This is a genomic window from Pseudoalteromonas sp. Angola-30, from assembly GCF_028599215.1.
In the GTDB taxonomy this organism is placed as follows: domain Bacteria; phylum Pseudomonadota; class Gammaproteobacteria; order Enterobacterales; family Alteromonadaceae; genus Pseudoalteromonas; species Pseudoalteromonas atlantica.
Genome location: NZ_JAQREI010000008.1, coordinates 85,999 through 108,763, shown reverse-complemented (window position 1 = coordinate 108,763; position 22,765 = coordinate 85,999). Strand labels below are relative to the sequence as shown.

The window sequence follows — 22,765 nt, the reverse complement described above, 5'->3', positions numbered from 1 at the left end:
ATAAAAACGAGAGCACACAATGAGCAAGCAGCATATTAATACCCAATGTATTCATGGCCCGCAAAAAGCAAACGATCCGCATGGCGCACTCACGTCGCCTTTGTATCAAACCTCTACCTTTCATTTTGAAAATGCAGCACAAGGTGCCGCGCGTTTTGCAGGCGATGAGCCTGGTTATATTTATACCCGCCTGGGTAACCCAACCACCACCGAACTTGAGCAAAAAGTAGCACAGTTAGAGGGCTGCGAAGCTGCTGCTGCTACCGCCACAGGTATGGGAGCTGTATCGGCGTCGGTATTAAGCTTTTTATCGCAGGGCGATCATTTAATTGCATCAAGTGCATTGTATGGATGTACTTTTGCGTTTTTTGCTCACATGTTACCGCGCTGGGGAATTGAAGTTACTTTTGTTGATATGACCAACGAGGGCGAGCTTCGCGCTGCTATAAAACCTAATTCAAAAATGATATTTGTAGAAACGCCAATCAACCCCACAATGGCAGTCATTGATTTAGCCTTAATTGGCGCGCTCGCTAAGCAACATAATTTAATTAGTGTGGTCGACAACACCTTTTTAACGCCACTGCTGCAATCACCTAAGCAGTACGGCATAGATATTATTGTGCACAGTGCCACTAAGTACTTAAACGGCCATGGCGATGTAGTAGCGGGGCTTGTGTGTGGAACGCATGAGCACATTACCTTAATAAAAATGACGGTACTTAAAGATATTGGTGCCACCATAAGCCCGCACGACGCATGGCTTATTAATCGCGGATTAAAAACTTTAGCCATACGCATGGAGCGCCATTGCCAAAGCGCGCAAACGGTTGCTGAATATTTAGAGGCGCACCCACAGGTTAATATTGTTTATTACCCTGGGCTTAAATCGCACCCTGGCAACAAATATATAGGCAAGCAAATGAAAGCCGCAGGCGGCGTTATCGCATTTGAAATTAAAGGCAGCCTTGCTCAAGGAGCGCAGTTTATAGATAGCATGAAGCTTTGCACACTTGCTGTAAGTTTAGGTGATGCCGAAACGCTTATTCAGCACCCCGCATCAATGACGCATTCCCCTTACACACCCGAGGAGCGAGCAGCCGCAGGCATAAGTGATGGCTTAATAAGACTCTCTGTAGGGCTTGAAGATGTTAACGATATTATTGACGACTTAAACCAAGCTTTTACATTAATTTGTTAGGTGTATTTATTTATGTACAGTTTAATTTGCCATTAACGCCTTTAATTTGGTGGTTGTATAATATTAATGCCGGTGGTGTAATTTTAACTATACACTTTAGGGGATCGTGCTAAATGTAGATATCCGCCTAACTATTAAACTTTTCTTCACTTTTGCATAGTATGGCTGCATTAGATATTCACTAATCTTGAGTATCACACTGACACACATTTAGGGCTTAACCCCAAGAAGGTTATTATGGCTAAAGCAAGTAAATACACCTCTAAAACACCTGATGAAAACGGTGTTATTCATTGGAGCGAAGAAGAAAACAAAATTTGGTCTGAGCTTGTTACGCGCCAACTTGCGTGCATAGAAGGCAAAGCTTGTGATGAGTACATGGATGGGCTTAAAAAAATAAACCTACCACACGATCGTATCCCGCAATTAAGCGAGCTTAACGAAGTGCTTCTTGCCACCACCGGTTGGCAAGTAGCGCCTGTACCTGCGCTTATCGATTTTGATGAATTTTTTAGGTTATTGGCAAACAAACAATTTCCGGTAGCGACGTTTATTCGTAGCCGAGAAGAGTTTGACTACCTGCAAGAGCCTGACATTTTCCATGAAATATTTGGCCACTGCGCTATGCTAACAAACCCTGACTTTGCCGAATTCACACACAAATACGGCCAGTTAGGGTATGCAGCGCAGAAAAAAGATCGTGTATACCTTGCACGTATGTATTGGTTTACCGTTGAGTTTGGTTTAATGCAAACCGAAAACGGCCTGCGTATATATGGTGGTGGTATATTATCAAGCCCAGGTGAAACCCAGTACGTGTATTCAGATACACCAGAGATAACGCCTATGAGCGTAATTGATGTGCTGCGTACGCCGTACCGCATTGATATTATGCAACCACAGTACTACACCATAAATTCGATTCATGATCTGTTTGATATATCGCAAATGGATATTATGACTTTGGTTGAGCAAGCTAAAGCGCTTGGTTTGCACGACCCAAAATTTCCACCTAAAGAAAAATTAGCCGGTTAACTTTAATTTAAAAGAAACGCTAAAGTAAGGATTTAAAATGTCTTCATTAAGTGAACAAAAATGCGAAGCCTGTCACGTAGATGCGCCAAAGGTATCTGAGGAAGAGCTTGCCCAACTTATTACAAAAATTCCAGACTGGGTACCAGAGGTACGCGACGGCATTATGCAACTTGAGCGTGTTTATAAGTTTAAAAACTTTAAGCAAGCTATGGCGTTTACCAATAAAGTAGGTGATATGGCAGAAGATGAAGGCCATCACCCTGGTTTATTAACCGAGTGGGGCAAAGTAACCGTAACGTGGTGGAGCCATTCAATTAAAGGCCTACACAAAAACGATTTTATTTGCGCAGCAAAAACAGACAACGTATTTAACGCACTGTAATTAAAAAATTAATTGAGCAAACTAAAAAGGCACTTTTAAGTGCCTTTTTTATTGCATCAAAATTGCGCTGTTAATTAAAGCGCTTATTTAAGGTTTGTCGCTATTTAACATGTCATCGTGTTCGGCCATATCCCACGGAAGTTCCCCTGGGCTGTTACCTAAAAAGTGCAAGTAATTCTCAAATTGATCAAGAATGTCCTTCACAATATCATCTTCACTGTAGCCATATACATCGTAAGATAGCCCACCTCGGCGTAAGAAAACATCTGCCTTGTAATACATCTCGGAGTTATCAACATCCGGTTTTAGCTCTGTATAGGCAAAGCTTGGCATTGGGTGCTCAGTAAGACGAATGTCATACACAAAATCAACATGTTCATGGCGTAGTACGGTTAAATGGGCGCGGCCTAAGTCAGTATCAAAATCTACCTCGGCATGCCACTGGCGCGCTTTTAATTCTGCTTGAACAGCTTGCATTGCTTTTACCACCACACTACTGATGAAGGTATGCACTTTTTCCTTATTCGGATAATTAACCATAGCGGCTAACCGGCGCTTCCAATGAGATAGGTTAACATTACGGCTATTGAGCGCATGTGCTTGTAAGCTCGTATCGCGATGGCCTTCAATGGTAAGTGCGCGCCAAAGTCCCGCGGTTGCAATAAGCATAATAATAGCAAAGGGTAGGGCACTGGCTATTGTCATGGTTTGTAGTGCACTTAGCCCACCTGCTACTAATAAAACAGCAGCCACAGCGCCTTCAAGCACAGCCCAAAACACCCGTTGCCATGCCGGCGTATCAATACTCCCGCCAGAGGCGAGGGAGTCAATAACTAACGAGCCCGAGTCAGATGAGGTTACAAAAAAGGTAATGATTAAAATAACCGTCAGTAGCGAAATAATAAACGATAACGGTAGCACTTCAAATAATTGAAATAGCGCAACGGCATGGTTTGCTTGAACATCGGTTATTAAAGTATTAAACCCTTCATTCATTATTAAATTTAGCGCGGTATCGCCAAATACAGAAAACCATAAAAAGGTAAAAATAGTCGGAACTAGCATCACGCCAACAACAAATTGCCTAATGGTTCTGCCGCGGCTAATTTTAGCGATAAACATACCAACAAAGGGTGCCCACGCTATAGTCCAGCCAAATATAAATAGAGTCCAGTTACCAATCCAATCACTACGGCTATAGGCTTGTAAATTAAAAGTACGCTCAACAATACCGCTGAGGTAGCTGCCGGTATTTTGTAAAAACGATTCAAGAATATGAATAGTCGGGCCAATAAAAAACACAAAGGCCATTAATGATACGGCGAGAGTCATGTTTATTATAGATAAACGCTTCACACCTTTATCCATACCTGCCACCACAGAAAACGTTGCCGCTGCGGTAATAATAACAATAGCGGTAATTTGTACCGTGGTATTAATAGGGATGCTTGGCCATAAGTAGTGCAGCCCGGCATTAATTTGAGTAACCGAAAGCCCTAACGTTGTGGCAATACCAAATAACGTGCCTAATATGGCAAACACATCAACAGTGTGCCCAATAGGGCCATATATTTTATCACCAATAAGTGGATACAGGGCCGAGCGAATAGAAAGCGGAAGGCCGTGGCGAAATGCAAAGTAAGCAAGCACTAAACCAACAATCCCATAAATTGCCCATATATGAAAACCCCAATGAAAAAATGCAATTTGCATAGCCTGCTTAGCGGCATTAACGGTTTCTGCGGCGCCTGCCGGCGGAGATGCATAATGGAGCACGGGTTCTGCTACACCAAAATAAAGTAATGCGACTCCGTAACCGGCCGAAAATAGCATGGCAAACCATTCACCAAAGCTGTATTGCGGTTGTGCATGATCAGGCCCCAGCTTGATATTTCCCCAGCTGGAGGCGGCAACACAAACTATGAAAACTAAAAAGATGGCAACTGATAACATATAAAACCAGCCAAAGGTTTCTGTTATCCACTTGAGGGCGACACTGAATGCTTGCCCTGCCAGTTCAGGGTTGCTACTTGTACCAATGACCAAAAGCAGAATAATAAATACCGCGGGCAAAAATACCGGTAGCAAAATAGTTGAGCGTAAAGCAGTTTTTGTCATATTAATCCTTAATATTAATTGCTAACTTTCAAGTATGCTTTGCTACCTTATTATATCTTGGGTGTGTTGGCTAATTCAGTCGTTTGTTTGTAAACGTATATTGCTTTGAATTAAGGTTGAGTTGAGCACAGAGAAACCCAACGGTTTAGCTATTTAAGAGATAAACTCTAATCTAAACAAAAAAGCTCTAAACCCAAAGGGCTTAGAGCTTTCTAAATTTTGCTAAAACACTAAGCTTTAATGTGTCGTTGGGTTTCGTTTCACTCAACCCAACCTACGTTTAACACCAATCAGCTTAGGGCTTACAGCTAAAAGCTTATCGCTTCTTTTAATCATCAATTGAGCGTAGTAGGGCGTTGATGCCTACTTTTTCGCGTGTTTGTTGATCAACTTTTTTCACGATAATTGCAGCGTATAGGCTGTGAGTGCCATCTTTTGATGGTAATGCACCTGGCACAACTACAGCGCCTGCTGGTACGCGGCCGTAATGAATTTCGCCGGTTTCACGGTCGTAAATACGGGTGCTTTGGCTAATGTAAACGCCCATTGAAATTACAGCGCCTTCCTCTACTACTACACCTTCAACAATTTCAGAGCGTGCGCCAATAAAGCAGTTGTCTTCAATGATGGTCGGGTTAGCTTGGAGTGGCTCTAAAACGCCGCCTATGCCCACGCCGCCCGATAAGTGTACGTTTTTACCAATTTGTGCGCACGAGCCAACAGTTGCCCATGTATCAACCATAGTGCCTTCATCAACGTAGGCGCCAATGTTCACATACGATGGCATAAGTACGACGTTTTTACCTACAAAGCTGCCTTTACGTGCTACCGCGTTAGGAACTACGCGCATGCCACCTTGCTGAAACTGCTCCGGTGTGTAGTCGCTAAATTTAAGCGGTACTTTATCGTAAAACTGGTTTACGCCGTCGTTCATTGGTTGGTTATCGCGAATACGGAACGATAATAAAACGGCTTTTTTAAGCCATTGGTGTACGACCCATTCGCCTGATATTTTTTCAGCAACACGTGCTGCACCGCTATCAAGAAGCTCTAGTGCGTCAATAATCGCTTGTTTTACATCGCTAGATACACTGCTTGGGCTAATGCTATCGCGGTTGTCCCAGGCGTTTTCTATCATAGTTTTTAAATCTGACATGGTGTGTCCTTATTCTGTTTCGGCGTTGAATTTTTTACGTAATGCCTGATGAATTTTGGCTTGCTCTTCATCAGTCAGCGCTTGGTATTCGTTATTTGATACGACAAAGAAATCCTCTGCACGTTCACCTACCGTTGTAATACGGGCTGCGTGAATGTGTAGTAAATGCGTTTGGAAAACTTCGGCAATTTTAGTAAGTAAACCGGGTATATCAACAGCTTGAATTTCTATTAGGCTGCGATCTTTACGTGCATGAGGGCGCAGCACTATTTTAGGTTTAATATTAAAGTCTTTAAATCGTTGCGAGCGATTCTTTTTAAAGCGTATTTTTTTGCGTGGTTCGCTAAGTGCTTGCTCAAGCCCACGTTTAATTGACTGAGCACGGCTACTTGCAATAGGGTCGCCGCTCACTTCAAGTATTACAAAGTTAAATAGGGCGTAGCCATCTTTGGTAGTAAGCACTTGAGCGTGTTGTATTTGCGCCTTTTTAGAACCAATTACGCTAACTAAACGAGCGAATAACGGCCCAGAGTATGGGCTATAAGCAAACACTTGCGTGCCACCATGCATTGCTTTATCAGAAACAATGACACTGGGTAGGCTTAAGTCTGCGCATTTTAATAGGTGCTCGGTTTGCCATGATATTTGCTGCTCGCTAAAGGCAGTAAAGTAATTGGCTTTAAAGCGGCTCCAAATTAAATCAATTTGGTTTTCTAGGTAGCCCAAATTAAGTAAGCGCTGTTTAGCTTGGTGTTTTTTATCGCGTATTTGGTCGCGTTGATCCATTGGGTTTTCAAGCCCTAGGCGTAATGCGCGCTGAGTATGCAAGTATAACTCGCGTAGTAGAGTGTTTTTCCAATCATTCCATAAGTTGTCGTTGGTCGCGCGTATATCGGCAACGGTTAAACAATAGAGGTAATCGAGTTGGCGCTCTGTTTTTACGCGCGAAGCAAAGTCTTTAATAACACCTGGGTCATTTATGTCTTTACGCTGCGCAGTAACCGACATAAGTAAATGGTTACCAACTAGCCACGATATAAGCTTGCCATCAGATGATGGGAAGCCATGTAATTTAGAAAAAGCAATGGCATCCACTGAGCCTAGCTCTGAGTGATCGCCGCCACGCCCTTTAGCAATATCATGAAAAATACCCGCTAAATAAAGCAGCTCAGGCTTATCCATTCGGGTTACTATTTCACTACAAATAGGAAACTCGCTCACTTTAGATTTATCAAAATATTGGTAAATATTATTGATTAATTTATGGGTGTGCTCATCTACTGTGTAGGCATGAAATAAGTCAAATTGCATTTGCCCAAATATATTACGCCATTGTGGTAAATACGCGGCCAGCATGCCGTGTTTGTGCATGAGCGTGAATGCGCGGCCCATGCCGTTTGGGTGTTTTACAATACGCATGAATGCCTCGCGACACGCTGCGTAATCTTGTAAGTCACCTAATAGACGCCTGCGTACTTGCCTAATGGTACGAATAGTACTTGGGTAAATATGGGTAATTTCGGGGTTGTCGGCAATATGCTCAAACAAAACAAAAAGTTGATCGCGTCTAAAAAATACCGATGGGTTTTTAACCCTAATTTGGTGCCCAACGCGTTCAAAGTCTTTGTCTAACTCAATTACTGGCGCTTCGCTGCTCTCTGGCATAATACTTTCTTCAAAGTACGATAGCAGCATTTGATTAAGCTCGCGTATGCGGCTCATTATTCTAAATAAGCGTTTCATCATACGCTCAACCGAAGCTTTACCATCGCTACCAAAGCCAAGTATTTCAGCTGTGTGTGGTTGATGGTCAAACAACAAACGGTTTTCTGAGCGCCCAGCGGCTAAATGCAGTGCAAAGCGAATATTCCAAAGGTTTTCTAGGCACTCCGAAAGCTCCTGAAACTCTTCATGTGTTAAGTAGCCGTGGCTAATTAGCTCTTGTAGGGTTTCGGCTCTAAAGTGCTTTTTAGCAACCCAAATAATGGTTTGTAAATCGCGAAGGCCACCGGGGTTTTCTTTTATGTTTGGCTCTAGGTTGTAAGCAGTGCCGTGGCACTTTTTATGGCGTAGGTTTTGCTCTTGCACTTTGGCTACAAAAAATTCACCTGAGCGCCAAACCGGGGTTTCTATAATATGCGTTTTGAGTTTTTCAAACTCAATGTGATTACCAAAAATGAGCCTGCTTTCGAGCAAGCTGGTGGCAAAGGTAACGTCTTCACGTTTTTGCTCAATGGCTTGTTCAATGGTACGCACACTGTGGCCTATCTCTAAATTGAGATCCCATAGCATGGTAACAAACTGGCCTATTTTTTCACATATTTGCTCGCTAGGCGGCTGCGTAACAAGCAGTAAAAAGTCAATATCGGAGTAGGGGTGTAGTTCGCCACGGCCATACCCGCCCACGGCAATAAGGGCAAGATCAGGCTCGTGAGCTAAATCGTAAACATGAAACAGTTTAATTAGCAGGCGGTCTATAAACTCAGCCCGGGCATTAATTAAATTACCAACTGGTTGCTTAGAAAATTCGTTATGTAACCACTTATAAAAATAGCTAGAACAATCGCGATAATCGCTCAGTTGCTCAGCATCGCTAAGCAACTTTTTTACTTTGTTGGGTAATGCCACGTGGGCTGGCTCCTTATTGAACCGTTAGCATTGATAAATAACCTGAACGTGAAGTAATAAGTCTATCCCCAGCGGCTATTTTCTGTGTTAACAGTGTTGAATCCACTTGCAAATAGGCTCGCTATTTGACGCGTCAATTCGATTTGTTTTCACTGAAAATCTCCAGCTTGGGAATAATAAAATAAATATTACATATAATTCAGTATGTTATTAAATATATTAACCCGATTAGAGGTTAAATACTTTTATCAAGTGGCTCGGTTTTTATTAGTGTTCGATAATCCTGTCGATAGTATCATCTGATCGCAGCGTTAAAATTTCAACACCATTTTCAGTCACTAATAGGGTGTGTTCCCACTGTGCAGACAAACTACGGTCGCGTGTAACTACAGTCCACTCATCTTTTAAAAGTTTACACTGGCGCTTACCTGCGTTAACCATTGGCTCTATTGTTAAACACATACCGGCTTTAAGTGTTTCGCCAGTACCCGCTTTACCGTAGTGCATTACTTGAGGCTCTTCGTGAAATTCGCTACCAATACCGTGGCCGCAGTATTCACGTACAATTGAGTAGTTAAAGCTCTCTGCGTATTTTTGAATTGCTTCACCAATATCGCCTAAACGCACACCTGGTTTTACCATTTTAATGGCAAGGTATAAGCTTTCTTGTGTTACTTGTGCAAGGCGTTTACCTTGAATGTTAGGCGTACCTACATGAAACATCTTTGAGGTGTCGCCGTGGTAACCGTCTTTAATTACGGTTACATCAATGTTGACGCTATCGCCATCTTTTAGCGGTTTGTCATTTGGAATACCGTGGCAAATTACATGATTTACAGAGGTACAAACCGACTTAGGAAAACCGTGGTAATTTAGTGGCGCAGGTATGGCATCTTGCACATTTACAATATAATCATGACAAATTGTATTTAGCTCATCAGTAGTCACACCTGGCACTACATGTGGTTCAATCATTTCAAGTACGTCTGCCGCTAAACGCCCGGCTACACGCATTTTTTCAATTTCTTCAGGGGTCTTGATCACAGCGCTCATTGAGGCTCCAAAGTTGCGTTTTTTAACATTTATCGTCGCACAAATTTTGCACGCGACGTTGAGTATTTAATTTTAATATGGTATAAAGCGCGCCGTCTTTTTACAAATAAATTCTTAAATGATTTTTTGTATTTAAGGCAAACACAATTTTATTTTAACACACACACGTATCGTCACATACACTTGGGTGCATTTGAAGTTTAAATACTTCGGTGTTGGTGCTATGGGATATGTGGAGGCCTAACCCTAAACTACATAGAGGATTTACAAAATGGCAAACGTTTCAATGCGCGATATGCTTCAAGCTGGTGTTCACTTTGGTCACCAAGCACGTTACTGGAACCCTAAGATGAAGCCTTTCATCTTCGGCGCACGTAACCGTGTACATATCATCAACCTTGAGCAAACAGTACCAATGTTCAACGACGCACTTAAGTTTTTATCAAGTGCTGCTGCAAACAAAGGTAAAGTTCTTTTCGTTGGTACTAAGCGTGCAGCAAGCGAAGCAGTTAAAGAAGCTGCTTTACAAAGCGACCAGTTCTTCGTTAACCACCGTTGGTTAGGTGGTATGTTAACTAACTGGAAAACAGTTCGTCAGTCAATCAAGCGTCTTAAAGACCTTGAAGCTCAAAGCCAAGACGGTACTTTCGAGAAGTTAACTAAGAAAGAAGCGTTAATGCTTACTCGCGAAATGGAAAAGCTTGAAAAGAGCCTTGGCGGTATCAAAAACATGGGTGGCCTTCCAGACGCTATCTTCGTTATCGATGCTGATCACGAGCACATTGCTATCCGTGAAGCAAACAACCTAGGTATTCCAGTTGTTGCAATCGTTGATACTAACTCTAACCCAGACGGTGTTGATTACATCGTACCTGGTAACGATGATGCTATCCGTGCAATCAACCTTTACACTAGCTCTGTTGCAGCTGCTATCACTGAAGGTCGTGAGAACAACATCGTTGCTCAAGCTGAGAAAGACGACTTTGTAGAAGCTGAGTAATTAGCTGTCATCAAGTCTTCATCTTTTTAAGGTGAAGACTTGCTATTCTTGTAGAGCGGTTTACCCGCTTATCTAATACCTGATTTCAGATTTGAGGATTTACTAATGGCTGTAACTACTGCCCTAGTTAAAGAATTACGCGAGCGTACTGGCGCTGGCATGATGGATTGTAAAAAAGCGTTAACTGAAACTGATGGCGACATCGAGTTAGCGATTGAAAACATGCGTAAGAGCGGTGCTGCAAAGGCTGCTAAGAAAGCAGGTAACATTGCTGCTGAAGGTACTATCATCATCAAGCAAAACGATGGTGTTGCAGTACTAGTAGAAGTTAACTGTCAAACTGACTTCGTAGCAAAAGACGAAAGCTTCTTAGCGTTTGCTAACAAAGTTGCTGACGCTGCTATCGCTGAAACAATCACTATCGAAGACTTACAAGCTAAGTTTGAAGAAGACCGTGTTGAGCTAGTAACTAAAATTGGTGAAAACATTAACGTACGTCGTCTTCAGTACATCACTGGTGAAACACTTGTTGAATACCGTCACGGTGAGCGTATTGGTGTTGTTGTTGCAGGTGTTGCTGATGAAGAAACACTTAAGCACATTGCAATGCACGTTGCTGCTTCAAACCCAGAGTACTTAACGCCTGAAGATGTACCTGCTGACGTTGTAGAAAAAGAAAAGCAAGTTCAAATCGACATCGCGATGAACGAAGGCAAGCCTGCTGAAATCGCTGAAAAAATGGTTGTTGGCCGCATGAAGAAATTTACTGGTGAGGTTTCTCTTACTGGTCAAGCTTTCATCATGGAGCCTAAAAAATCTGTTGGCGAAATTCTTAAAGAGAAAAACGCAACAGTTACTAGCTTCGCACGTGTAGAAGTTGGTGAAGGTATCGAGAAGAAAGAAGAAGATTTTGCTGCTGAAGTTGCTGCTCAAATTGCAGCTGCAAAAGGCGAGTAAGATTAACTATTTGTGATGCATAAGGAAATTAGATGCCATTAAAGTACTATTTGCTTTTGCGTCACGCTTAGAAATTCTTTAAAATAACCGCGCTTTTATGTTTATCATAAGCGCGGTTATTTTTTACCCATAATTTAATAAAAAGTTGGCCCCAATACTATGACTATCAATCGTAAACCTATTTTTAGACGTGTTCTTCTCAAATTAAGTGGTGAAGCTTTAATGGGAGACGAAGGCTTCGGCATCGACCCAAAAGTGCTAGATCGTATGGCCCAAGAAATTAAAGAGCTGGTAGAACTCGACGTAGAAGTGGGTTTGGTTATCGGCGGTGGTAACTTTTTACGTGGCGGATCACTAGCAGAAGCTGGCATGAACCGCGTAGTTGGTGACCACATGGGTATGCTTGCAACCGTAATGAACGGCCTTGCAATGCGTGATGCACTACACCGTGCATTTGTTAATTGTCGTTTAATGTCGGCAATCCCTCTAAACGGTGTATGTGATGCATACAACTGGGCTGAGGCAATTAGCTTATTAAAATCTGGCCGCGTTGTTATTTTTGCAGCAGGTACGGGTAACCCGTTCTTCACTACCGATTCTGCTGCGTGTTTACGCGGTATTGAAATTGAAGCCGACACTGTAATTAAAGCGACTAAGGTTGATGGCGTATTTAGTGATGATCCGGTTAAAAACCCAGAAGCCACGCTTTACCGTCACTTAAGCTACAATGAAGTTATTGATAAAGAACTAAAAGTAATGGATTTAGCGGCGTTTACACTCGCTCGCGATCATAATATGCCATTGAGCGTATTTAACATGAATAAATCAGGCGCCTTAAAACGCGTAATTATGGGTGAAGAAGAAGGCACACTTATCTCTTCACAAGCCTCAGATGAAGTAATCAAATAATTAGGATTAAACCGTGATTAACGATATTCAAAAAGATGCGCAAGAGCGCATGCAAAAAAGTGTAGCAGCACTAGGTAGTCAACTATCAAAAATTCGTACAGGTCGTGCTCACCCAGCAATTTTAGACGGCATTATGGTATCGTACTACGGTGCTGATACACCGCTTAACCAAGTGGCTAATGTAACGATTGAAGACTCTCGTACGCTGGCTATCGGCGTATTCGATAAGTCTTTAGCGCAAGCTGTAGAAAAAGCAATTATGGCGTCTGACTTAGGTTTAAACCCTATGTCTGCTGGTACAGTAATTCGCGTACCACTTCCTCCGCTTACAGAAGAGCGTCGTAAAGATTTAATTAAAATTGTACGTGGCGAAGTAGAAAGCGGCCGTGTGGCTGTGCGTAACATTCGTCGTGACGCTAATGGCGATGTAAAATCTTTATTAAAAGATAAAGAAATTTCTGAAGATGAAGCGCGTCAAGCAGAAGATACAATTCAAAAGCTTACAGATAAATTTATCAAAGAAATGGATGCACAACTAACAGCGAAAGAAGCTGAGTTGATGGAAATCTAAACAGCTAAATAACCTCAATGCAGGTTATGAAATATATTAGTTTTGAAACGCCGTCTAGGGTATACTAGGCGGCGTTTTTTTATGGAATACTCAATATTTATGGTTCTAGACGCTGATACAATTTCACAGCAATGTTTACCTAAACATGTTGCCATCATCATGGATGGTAACGGGCGTTGGGCGCAAGCTAGAAATAGACCTCGTGTGTTCGGGCATAAAAAAGGCGTGGACGCAGTTCGTCAATCTGTTCAGTTTTGTACTAAATTAGGGATACAATCGTTAACCTTATTTGCTTTTAGTAGTGAAAACTGGCGCCGCCCCGAAGACGAAGTAAACACTTTAATGGAGCTTTTTTTGTTTGTTTTAACAAAGGAAGTAAAAAAGCTTCATAAAAATAATGTAAAACTGACCATTATTGGAGATTTATCACGATTCTCTGAAAGTTTACGTAGCAAAGTAAACGCTGCGCATGAGCTAACAGCAGATAACACCGGTTTGCATTTAAACGTGGCCGCTAATTATGGCGGTAGATGGGATATGGCAAATGCAGCAAAGCAACTAGCACTTCAAGTTGCAAACGGACAACTCAAGGCAGAGGATGTTACAGAAGAGCGCTTAGCACAGCATATGAGCATGGCAGACCAAGCGGAGCCGGATTTACTAATTCGCACGGGTGGTGATGTTCGTATTAGTAACTTTTTACTATGGCAAGCTGCTTATGCGGAACTTTACTTTACCGAAACTCTTTGGCCTGATTTTAATGAAGCAGCATTTGCTGAGGCCATTGCGTGTTACGTTGCCAGAGAGCGACGTTTTGGTTGTACGGGCGAACAAATAAAACAATTACTCGCTCAAACCTAAAATAGAATAAGGGTCACTATTTTGTTAAAACAACGAATTTTAACCTCGGTTGTATTAGCGCCGTTAGCGCTAGCCTTGGTTTTTTATACTCCACTAACATTGTTTAGTTATTTTGCCGGTATTATTGTTTTACTTGGCGCGTGGGAGTGGTCTGCTTTTATGGGCCTATGCACAAAATTAAAACGTGGTGCGTTTGTGGTGTTAATTGGCGCGTTATTGGCGCTACTAAATTTACATTGGCCGATTGAATCACTGTGGCAAAACGGCCAGCTGGTCGGGGATGCAAATTACTTATTTACGCTCTCGTTTGCTTGGTGGATTGTGGCCAGTTATTTAATTTGGCGCTACCCAGCCATGGCCAAAGCATGGAACGAAGGCTTGGTAATGCGCGGCATTGCCGGGTTGCTTACTTTAATCCCACTTTGGCTTGCACTCAATACCTTACGTAGCGCGCAATACGCTGAATCAACGCACTTTGGCTCGGTACTGATTTTAGTGGTACTTGGTATTGTGTGGAGCGCCGATGTAGGGGCTTATTTTACAGGCAAAAGTTTTGGTAAGCACAAGCTTATGCCAAAGGTGAGCCCAAATAAAACCATCGAAGGCCTAGCAGGCGGTGTGGTTGCATCGATTATATTTGTTTTAGCTTTTTGTCACTTTACCGGTGTGGATTTTGCTGTATGGCCTATTTATGCCGTAATGACCGCCTTTATAGCCTTGTTTTCGGCTGTCGGTGATTTACTCGAAAGCATGTTTAAACGTGAAGCCGGCCTAAAAGACAGTGGTCGCTGTTTACCCGGCCACGGCGGTATTTTAGATAGAATTGACAGCTTAACCGCAGCAGCCCCAATGTTTGTAATGTGCTATGCATGGACCTTGAGTTTATGAGCCAACAGCAACAACTTGTTATTTTAGGCGCTACAGGTTCAATTGGGTTAAGTACATTAGATGTTATAGCGCGAAACAAAGCGCTATTTAACGTATTTGCCCTCACTGCAGGCCACAATGCAAAAAAAATGGCAGAGCTTTGTATTGAGCACAAACCGTTATATGCGGTTATGGCCACACAAAGCGCTGCAGAGCAACTATCATCGTATTTAAATAATACGCCATGCCAAACCTTAGTAATGCATTCACCGCAGGCTATGAGCGATTTATGTGCGCATCCCGATGTCGATACCGTAATGTCAGCTATTGTTGGCGCTGCCGGTTTACTGCCTACACTAAGCGCCGTTGAAGCAGGTAAAAAAGTACTGCTTGCCAATAAAGAATCGTTGGTTATGTCAGGGCAGTTGTTTATTGATAAAGTAAAACAGCATAAAGCCACGTTGTTGCCTATTGATAGCGAGCATAACGCTATTTTTCAGTGCTTACCTCATTCACTTCAAAACGCAAACGCTGATCAAAATTTACAAGAGCATGGCGTAAGTAAAATATTGCTTACCGGCTCTGGTGGGCCATTTTTAACGCGCGATATAAATACCTTAAAAGAGGTTACGGTTAGTGAAGCCGTCGCTCACCCTAATTGGTCTATGGGGCAAAAAATATCGGTAGATTCAGCCACCATGATGAACAAAGGGCTTGAATTTATTGAAGCTAAATGGCTGTTTAATTGTGACACCAGCGATATTGATGTGGTGATCCACCCGCAAAGTATTATTCATTCTATGGTGCAATACCACGATGGCTCCATTTTAGCGCAAATGGGTAACCCCGATATGCGCACACCTATTGCACACGCACTCGCTTACCCAGATCGAATTAACGCGGGTGTAAAACCACTCAACTTTTCGGATATTTGTGATTTTTCGTTCACAAAACCTGATTTTGCGCGTTATCCAAATTTACAACTTGCTATTGATGCGTGCAGCGCAGGGCAAGGCGCAACCACAACGGTAAATGCAGCAAACGAAATAGCGGTTGCGGCATTTTTAAAAGGCCAAATTGGCTTTACTGACATTTATAAAATTAATGCACAAACGCTTGAAGCGGCCACATTCACTAACGTACAAAGCCTAGATGAAATATTAGCGTGTGACCAACAAGCCCGCCAACGTGCAGCGGACCTAATAACAAAAGTGACTCATTAATATGTTAGATTTTTTTTGGAATCTTGGCTCGTTTATTTTAGCGCTGGGCATTTTAGTTGCTATTCATGAATATGGGCACTTTTGGGTGGCCCGTAAAATGGGTGTTAAAGTGCTGCGCTTTTCGATTGGTTTTGGTAAACCGCTTTTAAAGTGGCACGATAAATACAATACAGAATACGTAATTGCCGCTATTCCACTGGGTGGCTACGTTAAAATGCTTGATGAACGCGTGGATGAGGTACCTGAAAATGAGCGCCATTTGTCATTTAACGCTAAATCGGTTCAGGCCCGTATAGCCATAGTAGCAGCCGGCCCGCTGGCTAATTTTTTATTTGCTATTGTGGCGTTGGCGGCTATGTACATGGTGGGCGTGCAATCGGTAAAACCTGTAGTGGGTAGTATTACCGAAGGTAGCAGAGCAGAGCAGGCGGGCATTATGCCCTCTGAACAAATTATTAAAATTGGTGATGACACAATTGCCACCTGGCAAGATGCAACTTTTGCACTTATGTCGAGCTTAGGTGAGCAAAGCGTGCCCGTAGTAGTGCGTAATGAAAACTACCAAGAGCAAACAAAAATGCTTAACGTAGAGGGTTGGAAGCTCGATCAACAAGACGTGCCGCCACTGAGTTCGTTGGGTATTGTACCATTTAGACCGCAAGCCACATTAACCATTGCGGCTATTACTAAAAATTCAGCAGCCGAACTGGCTAATTTGCAGGTTAACGATACGATTATCGCTGTAAATGGTGAAACAATAAGCGATTGGCAGCAATTAGTTAATCTTATTACGCAATCGGCTAACAAATCTTTACAATTTAGTGTAAAAAGACAAGATAGTATAAATAGCGTAACAGTAACGCCTAAATCGCGCATTAATGAGCACGGTATTGAACAAGGGTTTTTAGGTGTTGCGCCGGTTGTTCAACCTTGGCCTGATGGCTATGTTGAAACCCGAAGCTTTGGTCCGCTTGATAGTATTGTTCGTGGTACCCAAGAGACCTGGCGCCTTATAACGCTTAGCTTTGACATGATTGGTAATTTAATTACAGGTCAGGTTTCGGTTAAAAATTTAAGTGGCCCTGTGGGCATTGCAGTTGGTGCAGGAACTAGCGTAAGCTACGGGCTAGTCGCCTTTTTAAGCTTTTTAGCGCTAATAAGCGTTAACTTGGGTGTATTTAATTTATTACCTCTGCCAGTGCTTGATGGTGGACACTTAATGTATTACATAATTGAACTTTTCCGTAAAAAGCCGGTCTCTGAAAAGACACAAGAATTTGGTTTTAAAGTGGGCGCCTTGCTGCTCATATTTTTAACATGTTTCGCTTTGTTCAATGATGTATCGCGTTTGTAGTTACAGCGTGACAATTACTAATTAGAACACGATTGTAAGCATCACTAATTATTAGTTTTGATGTTAAGCGGTAATACAGTTGTAAAGGATAAAGATAATAAAATGGCTATAAAAAAACATTTGGCAGTTTCAAGTTTATTGGGTGCAAGTTTTGCAGCCCTGGGCCAAAACTCCTTTATTGTTGAAGATTTAAAAATTGAAGGTTTGCAACGTGTAGCACTTGGTGCAGCACTAACGCATGTTCCTATCAATGTGGGCGATAACGTTGATGACTATACGATTTCAAAAACAATAAAGTCACTTTATCGTTCAGGTCACTTTGACAACATCAAAGCGTTACGCGATGGTAATAACGTTATTTTTAAAGTGACTGAGCGTCCTACTATTAGCTTTATTGAGTTTGAAGGCAATAAAGATATAAAAGACGAGCAGCTTAACGAATCACTCGATCAGCAAGACATTCGCCAAGGTGAACCGCTTGATAAAACCGTTATCGATAATATCGAAAAAGGGTTGGTTGAGTTTTTCCACAGTATTGGTAAATACAATGCCACCGTTGATATTAGCGTAACTAAGCTGCCACGTAACCGTGTAAAGCTTAAGCTAGAATTTGACGAAGGCGAAGCCGCCTCTATTCGTCAAATCAACTTAGTTGGTAACGAATTATTCTCTAACGAAGAGCTTTTAAAGCTTGCTGAATCGCAACAAGATTTACCGTGGTGGCAGTTTATGGGTAGCGACCGTTACCAAAAACAAACCATTGAAGGCGATTTAGAAAAAATTCGCAGCTTTTACTTAGACCGCGGTTACTTACGTTTTAATATCGACTCTACGCAAGTATCAGTAAGTCCTGAGCGCGAATCTGTGTATGTAACTGCTAACTTAACAGAAGGTGTTAAGTACACAGTTAAAGGTTTTGACTTTATCGGTGATTTACTTGGCCGAGAAGAGCTAATCAAAAGCGTTATCCCGCTTCGCGCCGGCGAGCTTTACAATGGCTCAGTGGTGACCTCATCTGAAGAGTTTATCAAAAGCTACTTAGCGCGCTTTGGTTATGCCAATGCCGAAGTACGCACAATTCCAGAAATTGATGATGAAAAACAAGAAGTGCAACTTACGCTGTCGGTAAATCCGGGCAAGCGTGTGTACGTACGTCGTATCATCGTTGGTGGTAACCAAAATACTGCTGATGAAGTACTTCGCCGCGAAATGACACAACTTGAAGGTGCATGGTTATCTAATCAAAACCTTGAGCGCTCAAAGCTGCAAATTCAACGTTTACCGTACATGGAAACTGTTGATTTTAACGTAGTACCAGTACCGGGTGTAGATGACCAAGTAGACGTAGACTTTACAGTAAAAGAGCAATCGGCCGGTAGCTTTAACGCGGGCTTAGCGTATGGCTCATACGCAGGGCTTCAGTTTAATATTGGTGTGACCGAATCTAACTTTTTAGGTACGGGTAATCAAATTGGCTTAAACTTAAATACCTCTACTGGTTCTGAAAGCATTAGCTTGTCGTACACCGACCCTTACTTTACGCCAGATGGTGTATCGCAAGGCAGCAGTATTTTTTACAACAACTACGATGCCAGTAAATTTAGCTTAGTAGATTATAAATCAACAAGTTACGGTATTGGTACCAATATTGGTTTCCCAATTGATGCGGTAAACCGTGTTAACTTTGGCGTACGTTGGATTCAAGAAGAACTTTCAGAAATTGCCGAGTACGAACAAACTCGCGTACTACGCGAAACCTTCTTAGATGAAGAAAACCCAGATGCTGGCTTTGACTTTACTAAATATGAGCTAAGTGTTGGTTGGTCGCGTATCACAGTTAACCGTGGTTTATTCCCAACAGCGGGTTCGCGCCAAACATTAAATTTAACAGCCACAACGCCTAACTCTGACCTTCAGTATTTTAAACTGAACTACGATTCGCGCTTTTACTGGCCAATATCGAATGACCACCGTTGGGTGTTCTCAACACGTGCAGCGCTTGGTTACGGTAATGGTTATGGGTCAACCAATGGTTATGAGCAAACTCTGCCATTCCAAGAGTTCTTCCGTATAACGGAAATGGAACTACGTGGCTTTGACCGTAATACTATATTGCCGCGTGCTGTATCACGTGTTCCTTTATCAATCCCTGGTACGCCAGGTGCTGATGGTACTACAACCGGTAGCATCGGTGGCTCTGATGAGTTTGATATTTTAGTACCACAAGGGCGTATTGGTGGTAATGCAAAAGCGGTTGCAGGTATGGAGTTAATTGTACCTACGCCGTTCTTAGATGAAGAAAACACCAGTTCTGTACGTACCAGTTTCTTTGTAGATGCTGCCAACGTATGGGATACTGAATTTAACGTTGACCGTTTCCAAAACTTAGCGCCAGATGAGCGTGCTAAGTTAGATGATTACTCTGATCCAATGCGCTTTAGGGTATCAACCGGTTTATCTTTACAATGGATCTCTCCAATGGGTCCAATGCTGATTAGTTTTGCGTATCCATTGCAAAAAGAAGAAGATGACGATACAAAGACCATCAGCTTTAATATTAGTAACACTTTCTAAAGGAGTTTTTTGTGAAAAAATTATTTAAATCAACAGCAGTAGCCGTGTTAGCAACATTGATGATGGGCACCTCTGCAAGTGCATTTGCCCACAAAGTAGGCATTGTTGATATGCAAGAGATCTACAAGCAAATTCCTCAAATGGCTAAAATTGAGCAGTCTTTACAAACTGAGTTTGCTGAGCGTCGTCAAGAGCTTGAAAAACTACAAGGCGACATTCGCTTTGAAGCAGAAAAATTTAAGCGTGAAAGCACTACAATGAGCCAAGCTCAAAAAGATGCACTACGTGACAAAATCCAAGGCATGCAACAAAACCTTGCTGAAAAAGGTCGTCCTTTAGAGCAAGAAATCAAAGCACGTCAAAACCAAGAGCTTGCTAAAGTTCAGGGTTTAATTGTTAAAACAATTGAAGAAATTGCTAAAGATGGCGACTTCGATGAAGTTAAAGTTAAAGACACTACTATTTACTTTAACCCTAAAGAAGTAACTGATCTTTCAAGCAAAGTTGTATCAGCAGTTAGTAAGAAATAATCACTCTATGCAAAATTATACGCTTTCGCACATTGCGGAACTTCTAGGCGCCGAGCTTCAAGGTGATGGCGCTTTAGAAATTACAAAAATAGCTACACTTGCAAATGCCCGTTCTGGGCATATTGCATTTTTAGCGAACTCAAAATATCGTACGCAGCTTGAAACCACACAAGCCAGTGCTGTTATTCTTAGCGAAGCCGATGCACCGTATTTTAGTGGCGCAAAAATCATTGTTGGAAATCCGTATGTGAGCTACGCAAAGCTTGCACAATTTATGGATACAACCCCGCAAGCGGCGCAGCAAGGTATTCACGCTAGTGCGACTATTCACCCAAGTGCAACGGTAAGTGCAAGTGCTGCCATTGGCGCAAATGTAGTTATAGAAGCCGGTGCAGTGATTGGTGATAACGCACAAATTGGTCCGAACAGTTTCATCGGTGAACGTGTTAAAATAGGTTCTGGCACAAAGCTTTGGCCGAGTGTGACTATTTATCACGATGTTGAAATTGGCGCTGATTGTTTATTTCAAGCAAACAGTGTGGTTGGCAGTGACGGATTTGGCTATGCAAACGAGCGCGGGCAGTGGGTTAAAATTCCTCAGTTAGGCTCTGTGATTATCGGCGACAAGGTTGAAGTGGGCGCAAGCACAACAATTGACCGTGGCGCACTCGATAACACGATTATTCATAGTAATGTGATCATCGATAACCAATGTCAAATAGCACACAACGTTGAAGTTAACTCGGGTACTGCAATTGCAGGCTGTACTGTACTAGCAGGTAGTGTAACCATTGGTAAAAACTGCCAAATAGGTGGCATGACCGCAATTAATGGTCACATGTCAGTATGTGATGGTGTTATAATTACCGGCATGAGTATGGTGACTAAATCGATCACCGAGCCGGGTATTTACTCATCTGGTATGCCCCATACAACTAATAAAGAATGGCGTAAATCAATTGCCCACTTGCGTAATCTTTCAGACATGAAATCACGTCTCAAAGCGCTTGAAGCATTGGCTAAGTCATAACGTTGAACACTAATAAGGATGCTATTTTGGCAAACGAATTAAATAGCCTTGATATTCAAGAAATTTTAAGTTTATTACCACACCGCTACCCGATGCTTTTAATTGATCGTGTAATTGACTTTACGCCTGGCGAGTCACTTCATGCGATTAAAAATGTATCGGTTAACGAGCCTATTTTTACTGGCCACTTTCCAAATCAGCCAATTTTCCCTGGTGTGCTAATATTAGAAGCCATGGCGCAAGCCACCGGTTTATTAGGATTTAAAACAGTAGAAAACCGTAGCGATAACGAGCTTTACTTATTTGCTGCAGTAGATAACGCACGTTTTAAACAGCCAGTTATACCGGGCGATACAATGCATTTGCATGTAGAGTTTTTAAAAGAGCGTCGCAATATATGGAAATTTGCCGCTGAAGCAAGAGTCGACGGCAAGGTTGTATGTAGTGCCGAAATTATGTGTGCGAGAAGAGAGTTTTAATAGTGATCCATTCTACAGCAATAATCGAACCTGGCGCTAAACTAGGCAACAATGTCTCAGTTGGTCCATATAGCTATATTGGCAATGATGTTGTGATCGGTGATGACTGTATTATTGAGTCTCACGTTGTTATTAAAGGGCCATCTACTATTGGCTCTGGCAATCATATTTTTCAATTTGCGTCAGTAGGCGAAGCCTGCCAAGACAAAAAATATAACAACGAACCAACCACTCTTATTATGGGCGATAACAACGTTATACGTGAGTGTGCAACCATTCACCGTGGTACTATTCAAGACCAAGGTGTTACTAAAATTGGTAGTAATAACTTATTTATGGCGTATACCCACGTTGCTCACGATGCCGTAATTGGTAATAACGTTATATTTGCTAATAACGCAAGCGTTGCAGGCCACGTGCATGTAGGCGATTGGGTTATTTTAGGTGGTAACTCAGGTGTGCATCAATTTTGTAAAATTGGTGATCACGCATTTATTGGCATGTACTCAGGCGTTAATAAAGACGTACCGCCATTTGTAACCACCATTGGTATGCCAGCAGGCCCTGCTGCGACCAATAAAGAAGGTATGAAGCGTCGTGGCTTTGAAAGCGACGAAATTATGGCCGTACGCCGTGCTTATAAAGCGTTTTATCGTAAGAGCTTAAGTGTAGACGAAGCAATTGCCTCACTAAGTGAAGATGCCGCTAAGTATCCTGCAGTACAAACCATGATTGATTTTGTGAAAAGCTCTGAGCGCGGTATCGTAAGATAAGCGCTTTATGCTTTTAAAAAAACCACCTAAGAGTAATCGACGGTGGTTTTTTATTGCCTATAAA

The 22,765-nt window shown here is 42.2% G+C and carries 20 protein-coding genes; 16 read left to right on the top strand and 4 right to left on the bottom strand.

The genetic code is table 11. The features are described from left to right. Positions 1 to 19: 19 nt before the first annotated feature. The 3 genes from megL (at position 20) to PSH54_RS12060 (ending at position 2,618) form a co-directional block, all read left to right on the top strand. Positions 20 to 1,201 (top strand): methionine gamma-lyase, encoded by a 1,182-nt coding sequence (gene megL / locus PSH54_RS12070; RefSeq protein WP_096041407.1) that lies wholly within the window; start codon positions 20 to 22, stop codon positions 1,199 to 1,201. Between the two features lie 237 nt (positions 1,202 to 1,438). Then, positions 1,439 to 2,236, top strand: a complete 798-nt coding sequence (gene phhA, locus PSH54_RS12065) for a phenylalanine 4-monooxygenase (protein ID WP_029774298.1) — start codon at positions 1,439 to 1,441, stop codon at positions 2,234 to 2,236. 37 nt (positions 2,237 to 2,273) lie between these two features. After that, the gene (locus PSH54_RS12060) at positions 2,274 to 2,618 is read left to right on the top strand and encodes a 4a-hydroxytetrahydrobiopterin dehydratase (RefSeq protein ID WP_273606231.1); all 345 of its coding nucleotides are present in this window, start codon (positions 2,274 to 2,276) and stop codon (positions 2,616 to 2,618) included. An 87-nt stretch (positions 2,619 to 2,705) separates the two neighbouring features. On the opposite strand, the gene PSH54_RS12055 is transcribed toward PSH54_RS12060, so the two are convergent. The 4 genes from PSH54_RS12055 to map form a co-directional block, all read right to left on the bottom strand. Then, positions 2,706 to 4,736, bottom strand: a complete 2,031-nt coding sequence (locus PSH54_RS12055) for a BCCT family transporter (protein ID WP_064386071.1) — start codon at positions 4,734 to 4,736, stop codon at positions 2,706 to 2,708. A gap of 328 nt (positions 4,737 to 5,064) precedes the next feature. Continuing rightward, positions 5,065 to 5,892, bottom strand: a complete 828-nt coding sequence (gene dapD / locus PSH54_RS12050) for a 2,3,4,5-tetrahydropyridine-2,6-dicarboxylate N-succinyltransferase (RefSeq protein ID WP_024033809.1) — start codon at positions 5,890 to 5,892, stop codon at positions 5,065 to 5,067. A gap of 9 nt (positions 5,893 to 5,901) precedes the next feature. After that, entirely contained in the window at positions 5,902 to 8,520 is a 2,619-nt protein-coding gene (gene glnD / locus PSH54_RS12045) for a [protein-PII] uridylyltransferase (protein ID WP_273606230.1), read from the bottom strand. A 267-nt stretch (positions 8,521 to 8,787) separates the two neighbouring features. Next, positions 8,788 to 9,606 (bottom strand): type I methionyl aminopeptidase, encoded by an 819-nt coding sequence (gene map, locus PSH54_RS12040; RefSeq protein ID WP_223230592.1) that lies wholly within the window; start codon positions 9,604 to 9,606, stop codon positions 8,788 to 8,790. Between the two features lie 238 nt (positions 9,607 to 9,844). Between map and rpsB the strand changes: the two genes are divergently transcribed. The 13 genes from rpsB to lpxA all read left to right on the top strand — a co-directional run bounded on the left by rpsB (position 9,845) and on the right by lpxA (position 22,701). After that, on the top strand, positions 9,845 to 10,573 hold the full coding sequence (gene rpsB / locus PSH54_RS12035) for a 30S ribosomal protein S2 (protein WP_004586918.1): 729 nt from the start codon (positions 9,845 to 9,847) through the stop codon (positions 10,571 to 10,573). 105 nt (positions 10,574 to 10,678) lie between these two features. Beyond that, positions 10,679 to 11,530, top strand: a complete 852-nt coding sequence (gene tsf, locus PSH54_RS12030) for a translation elongation factor Ts (protein ID WP_004586919.1) — start codon at positions 10,679 to 10,681, stop codon at positions 11,528 to 11,530. Between the two features lie 159 nt (positions 11,531 to 11,689). Continuing rightward, positions 11,690 to 12,439, top strand: coding sequence for a UMP kinase (gene pyrH, locus PSH54_RS12025; protein WP_273606229.1), 750 nt, complete (start codon positions 11,690 to 11,692; stop codon positions 12,437 to 12,439). A 13-nt stretch (positions 12,440 to 12,452) separates the two neighbouring features. After that, positions 12,453 to 13,010: a ribosome recycling factor gene (gene frr / locus PSH54_RS12020; RefSeq protein WP_004586921.1), complete on the top strand. Its 558-nt coding sequence runs from the start codon at positions 12,453 to 12,455 to the stop codon at positions 13,008 to 13,010. Positions 13,011 to 13,091: 81 nt separating this feature from the next. Further along, positions 13,092 to 13,871, top strand: coding sequence for an isoprenyl transferase (locus PSH54_RS12015; protein WP_004586922.1), 780 nt, complete (start codon positions 13,092 to 13,094; stop codon positions 13,869 to 13,871). Between the two features lie 21 nt (positions 13,872 to 13,892). After that, positions 13,893 to 14,759 carry a phosphatidate cytidylyltransferase gene (locus PSH54_RS12010; protein WP_004586923.1) on the top strand — a complete coding sequence of 289 codons (867 nt, stop codon included), beginning with the start codon at positions 13,893 to 13,895 and terminating at the stop codon, positions 14,757 to 14,759. Continuing rightward, a complete protein-coding gene (gene ispC / locus PSH54_RS12005; RefSeq protein ID WP_273606228.1) occupies positions 14,756 to 15,961 on the top strand; it encodes a 1-deoxy-D-xylulose-5-phosphate reductoisomerase in 1,206 nt (401 codons plus the stop codon). Before PSH54_RS12010 ends, ispC begins: the two co-directional genes overlap by 4 nt. Position 15,962: 1 nt before the next feature. Then, the gene (rseP, locus tag PSH54_RS12000) at positions 15,963 to 17,315 is read left to right on the top strand and encodes a sigma E protease regulator RseP (RefSeq protein WP_273606227.1); all 1,353 of its coding nucleotides are present in this window, start codon (positions 15,963 to 15,965) and stop codon (positions 17,313 to 17,315) included. A gap of 102 nt (positions 17,316 to 17,417) precedes the next feature. Then, positions 17,418 to 19,889 (top strand): outer membrane protein assembly factor BamA, encoded by a 2,472-nt coding sequence (gene bamA, locus PSH54_RS11995; protein WP_024033814.1) that lies wholly within the window; start codon positions 17,418 to 17,420, stop codon positions 19,887 to 19,889. Positions 19,890 to 19,900: 11 nt separating this feature from the next. Then, a complete protein-coding gene (locus PSH54_RS11990) occupies positions 19,901 to 20,419 on the top strand; it encodes an OmpH family outer membrane protein (protein WP_024033815.1) in 519 nt (172 codons plus the stop codon). A 7-nt stretch (positions 20,420 to 20,426) separates the two neighbouring features. After that, positions 20,427 to 21,449 (top strand): UDP-3-O-(3-hydroxymyristoyl)glucosamine N-acyltransferase, encoded by a 1,023-nt coding sequence (gene lpxD / locus PSH54_RS11985; protein ID WP_064386080.1) that lies wholly within the window; start codon positions 20,427 to 20,429, stop codon positions 21,447 to 21,449. A gap of 26 nt (positions 21,450 to 21,475) precedes the next feature. Further along, the gene (gene fabZ / locus PSH54_RS11980) at positions 21,476 to 21,928 is read left to right on the top strand and encodes a 3-hydroxyacyl-ACP dehydratase FabZ (RefSeq protein WP_004586929.1); all 453 of its coding nucleotides are present in this window, start codon (positions 21,476 to 21,478) and stop codon (positions 21,926 to 21,928) included. A 2-nt stretch (positions 21,929 to 21,930) separates the two neighbouring features. After that, positions 21,931 to 22,701 carry an acyl-ACP--UDP-N-acetylglucosamine O-acyltransferase gene (gene lpxA / locus PSH54_RS11975; RefSeq protein WP_029773689.1) on the top strand — a complete coding sequence of 257 codons (771 nt, stop codon included), beginning with the start codon at positions 21,931 to 21,933 and terminating at the stop codon, positions 22,699 to 22,701. Positions 22,702 to 22,765 lie beyond the last annotated feature (64 nt).